The following is a 4,277-nucleotide window of genomic DNA, read 5'->3' on the forward strand; positions in this document are numbered from 1 at the left end:
CTATATTTGACATAGATATTGGTTGTTTAGCGACTTCAAGATACTGAATTTCAGTATCTTGACCAATATCTAATCAATTTATTTTGCTTTAAATAATTACACCCAACGGGTTAAATTATTATTTTTTCTATTAATAAAAAAGAATTTTCATTCATTATTTATAAAAATAGTTGAATAGTACAACATTAAACTCATATGTTATAACTTCTTTGGGTAGCAAACCGTTCACCTTTGTGATGTGATAAATAAGTCACAAAATAAATAAATGAGTTATGAAATTAAAAAACACACTATCTACCCTTGCATTGCTTTCGGTAGTATTTTTGTCCAGTTGTAATAATGATACTGCTGAAAATTCAACTGCCAATAGTTCTGCCGTTGCAAAATCAGATGGTTCAACTTCAAACATATATGCTGTTAATGAAACCTATAATATAACGCCAAGCACGGGTTCGTTGAATCCTGTAAATCTTGGTATTGCAGGAGATTTTGCTATTTTATCAAAAACAGGAATTACCGATGTTTATAAATCCGCAATTACAGGTGATATTGGTTCAAGTCCAATAACAGGCGCTGCTATTTTAGTTAGCTGTACAGAAGTAGTGGGAACAATATATACTGTTGATGCAGCTGGTCCACTTCCTTGTAGTGTAACTAACGCTACACGATTAACGACAGCAATTGGAGATATGCAAACAGCATACACTGATGCAGCTGGAAGAACAAACCCTGATTTTCTAAATTTAGGTGCTGGAAGTATCGGTGGAAAAACACTTACGCCAGGTTTGTACAAATGGACAACTGCGCTTAATATTCCAACTGATATAACTATTGCAGGTAGCCCAACAGATGTTTTTATCTTCCAAGTCGCTGGTACACTTAAATTGAGTTCCGCTGTTAGAATGACATTAACAGGAGGAGTTCAAGCTAAAAATATTTTCTGGGTAACTTCTGACGCTGTTACATGTGGAACGACTAGTCATTTTGAAGGTAACATATTAGGAATGACCGGTATTAATTTACAAACTGGAGCTACGATCAACGGAAGAATGTTAGCACAAACTGCCGTAACTCTACAAATGAATTCGGTTACGAAACCACAATAAAGTAAAATAATTCAATTCTCGAGAAGAGGCTGTCCTAACGGATAGCCTTTTTTTTTGCAATTTTGATAATGTTTCAAACACTTATGCCGTATAGAAAGTTACGTTTTTAAATCACTTTAAATAATATTTTTTAACTTTCAGTATCCTTTATTTCTAATTATTAAAACATAATAAGAAATTAAAAAATTACACAATTAAATTAATCTTAAATACTGTATATCAATTACTTAATGATATGTAAATGTTACAAAAAATTTAACTAATTGTATAAAAATAGTAGTTCACATTTTACTGAACTTTGTATTGTGAAAATTAATTCACTCTATAAATATTAAAAAAAATGGATACTGAAAAAACAATTACCATATTAAATTCCCTAATCCAAATCAATAACGATCGAATTGAGGGATATGAGACCGCTTCAAAGGAAGCTGATGAAACAGACTTGAAAACATTGTTTTCTCATTTTACTGAAACCAGTCTGAAATGTAAAGCTGAGCTTGTTGCAGAAGTAAAAAGATTAGGTGGAAAACCTACAGAAGGAACAACTACCTCCGGTAAATTCTATCGAATATGGATGGATATCAAATCAGCGATTACCGGTAGCGACAGGAAGGCCATTGTTAATTCATGTGAATATGGAGAAGACGTTGCTGTTCAAACTTACAACGATGCATTAAGTCACATCGAAGATCTAACTCCAGAGCAATTACTGATGATAAAAGAACAACATTCAGCTATAAAAGCAAATCATGACAAAATCAAAAACTTACGCGATTTGATGGCTTAATAATTTCTAATCAAAAATATGCGTTAACCGCAATACGTTTTCTCTGCATATTTTTTTTATTTTTTCTCAAACTTAGACTCTAGTCTTTTACTTTTCAAGTGTGAATGATGTAAGTTTTATTGACAATTATATAACAATTTTTAGACTTTATAAAAATACATTTGTGATATAATTATGATGCTAATCGTAAGAGATTTAATTTTTTTTCTCTTTACTTTAAAGTCAATTAATCATTTGAAAACATCTAATTAAAAAAAAATATACTAACAAATCTAAAAAAGAAAATTATGAATCTTAAAAGAATCTTTGGAGCATTACTTACAGCTCTCGGAATAGGTGGTCTTATATACACTGCAATAGTGTTTAGCAGCACTTCAGGTGAAACACAGGATATAAAATCTCTCATCATTTATGGTGTTCTTGGAATTGTGTTCTTTGTATCAGGAATTAGCTTAGTTCGCACCACAAAGGACGAAGCATAATTTAAAATCGGTTAAATAGTTGTGTTTTTTTTAATAGAACTAATTCTATATAGGTTAAAAAAATCGCTTTGGTATTTTCGAATATTCAAAAGCGATTTTTCGTGTTCGTCCCTTTTCGATATTCCTTCGCCGATCAATTTTCTACTTTTTAATATTCAATCATAATAAATATAAAAACCTGATTGTCAAACACTTAAATTTTATTTGTTTTTAATAAATTACCTGTTAAAATGTGAATAATACAACTCTTACCCTTAATTTTGTAATAGTGTTTTATTATACTATTCCTAACTTGGATTTTTAAATACTAAAAAAATGAAAAAGAAAGCAATTATCTCGAAACCGCTTAAAAAGGAATTAAATAAAGAGAATCAGGACAATTTCCCTGATCATCAAATCTATCCCTCCAGTGACGATATTTGTAACAAAAATCAGAAAGAAAGCGATATAGATCCTGAAGACATTGACAAAATGGAAGAGGCAATTGAAAGAGATCAAATTGGCGCATCTAATGTGAAAAATTATGATCAGGATATGTCAGGAAATGATTTAGATATTCCAGGTACAGAATTAGATGACATACAAGAAAATATAGGAAGTGAAGACGAGGAAAACAACTATTTCAGTACCGGCGGCGACAATCATAATGATTTAGAGGAAGATAACGGTTAATCAATTTAAAATTAAATAATGAAAATAGCAGTATTTAGTACAAAACCACATGATCGAGAATATCTAGATAAATTCAACAGTAATAACAGGCATCAGCTTACTTACTTTGAAGCACCTCTAAATGCTGATACAACTAATTTAGCACTAGGATTTGAGGCTGTTTGCATATTTGTCAATGATAAAATAGATGCAGTAGCGATTGATAAACTTTTCAAAATAGGTGTTAAACTTATTGATTTAAGAAGTGCAGGTTTTAATAATGTAGATATCGAAGCCGCAAAAAAGAAAAATATAAAAGTAATGAGAGTTCCTGCTTATTCTCCTGAAGCGGTTGCTGAGCATGCAGTAGCATTAATTTTGACCCTAAATAGAAAAACACATAAAGTTTACAATAGAGTACGCGAGAGCAATTTTTCATTAGAAAACCTTATTGGATTTAATCTTCATGGAAAAACGGTTGGAGTTATTGGAACCGGAAAAATAGGTGTGGCTTTCTGCCAAATAATGTTAGGTTTTGGATGCAAAGTTATTGCCTATGATATTACTGAATCTGAAAAGCTCAAAGAAAAAGGCATTGAATACACAACCTTGGTTGACTTATTTAAAAACTCAGATATAATTTCACTGCATTGCCCTCTAAATTTGAAAACAAAATATCTCTTTGACATTAAAACCTTTTCTAAAGTAAAAAAAGGAGTCATGCTGATTAATACTAGTCGAGGCGCTTTAATCAAAACATCCGATGCAATTGATGCATTAAAAAATGGTCAATTGGGGTATTTAGGAATCGATGTTTATGAACAAGAAGAAAATTTATTCTTTAACGATCTGTCTGAAAGTATTATCAAAGATGATCTAATAGAACGATTAATGGCATTTCATAATGTTTTGATTACACCTCATCAAGGATTTTTTACAAAAGAAGCGTTAAATCAAATTGCCATTACTACCTTAAAAAACTTCACGGATTTTGAAGAAGGATTACTTTTAGAAAATGAAGTCAAATTATAAGATATTAATTGATTTTACTTTTTTTATATAAAATACTTAAGTACATGACAAAAACTGAAATATTCTGATTTCTAGTAAATTAAATCCACTTAATAGAACTCTAGATAAATAATCCAGTCCGTATTTGAATACACTAACAGACCTTCTGCCGTGTTTTTTGATTTTTATCTTTTTAATTTTCTCATCAATAAAATCTCCAATTTTATAACACCAGAC

5 protein-coding genes and 1 pseudogene are annotated in these 4,277 nt (G+C 30.5%); 5 read left to right on the forward strand and 1 reads right to left on the reverse strand.

Going from position 1 to position 4,277, the window contains the following annotated elements:
* Window positions 1-272 precede the first annotated feature (272 nt).
* From ACFX5F_RS16085 to ACFX5F_RS16105, 5 genes are all read left to right on the forward strand, one after another.
* Window positions 273-1,106, forward strand: coding sequence for an ice-binding protein (locus ACFX5F_RS16085; RefSeq protein ID WP_379853044.1), 834 nt, complete (start codon window positions 273-275; stop codon window positions 1,104-1,106).
* Between the two features lie 340 nt (window positions 1,107-1,446).
* The gene (locus tag ACFX5F_RS16090) at window positions 1,447-1,896 is read left to right on the forward strand and encodes a ferritin-like domain-containing protein (protein WP_379853045.1); all 450 of its coding nucleotides are present in this window, start codon (window positions 1,447-1,449) and stop codon (window positions 1,894-1,896) included.
* Between the two features lie 287 nt (window positions 1,897-2,183).
* Window positions 2,184-2,378 carry a hypothetical protein gene (locus ACFX5F_RS16095; RefSeq protein WP_073209943.1) on the forward strand — a complete coding sequence of 65 codons (195 nt, stop codon included), beginning with the start codon at window positions 2,184-2,186 and terminating at the stop codon, window positions 2,376-2,378.
* A 315-nt stretch (window positions 2,379-2,693) separates the two neighbouring features.
* Complete coding sequence (locus ACFX5F_RS16100) at window positions 2,694-3,050, forward strand: hypothetical protein (protein WP_379853046.1); 357 nt, start codon at window positions 2,694-2,696, stop codon at window positions 3,048-3,050.
* Between the two features lie 18 nt (window positions 3,051-3,068).
* Window positions 3,069-4,061, forward strand: a complete 993-nt coding sequence (locus ACFX5F_RS16105; protein WP_379853047.1) for a 2-hydroxyacid dehydrogenase — start codon at window positions 3,069-3,071, stop codon at window positions 4,059-4,061.
* A 36-nt stretch (window positions 4,062-4,097) separates the two neighbouring features.
* Here the strand turns inward: ACFX5F_RS16105 and ACFX5F_RS16110 are convergent.
* Window positions 4,098-4,277 (reverse strand): annotated as a pseudogene (locus ACFX5F_RS16110) (IS4 family transposase); the annotation flags it as partial.

The organism is Flavobacterium zhoui, from assembly GCF_042787235.1.
Taxonomy (GTDB): domain Bacteria; phylum Bacteroidota; class Bacteroidia; order Flavobacteriales; family Flavobacteriaceae; genus Flavobacterium; species Flavobacterium zhoui.

Coding starts and splice junctions, on each gene's coding strand:
- ACFX5F_RS16085 (WP_379853044.1), top strand. CDS start 273: ATGAAATTAAAAAACACACTATCTACCCTTGCATTGCTTTCGGTAGTA.
- ACFX5F_RS16090 (WP_379853045.1), top strand. CDS start 1,447: ATGGATACTGAAAAAACAATTACCATATTAAATTCCCTAATCCAAATC.
- ACFX5F_RS16095 (WP_073209943.1), top strand. CDS start 2,184: ATGAATCTTAAAAGAATCTTTGGAGCATTACTTACAGCTCTCGGAATA.
- ACFX5F_RS16100 (WP_379853046.1), top strand. CDS start 2,694: ATGAAAAAGAAAGCAATTATCTCGAAACCGCTTAAAAAGGAATTAAAT.
- ACFX5F_RS16105 (WP_379853047.1), top strand. CDS start 3,069: ATGAAAATAGCAGTATTTAGTACAAAACCACATGATCGAGAATATCTA.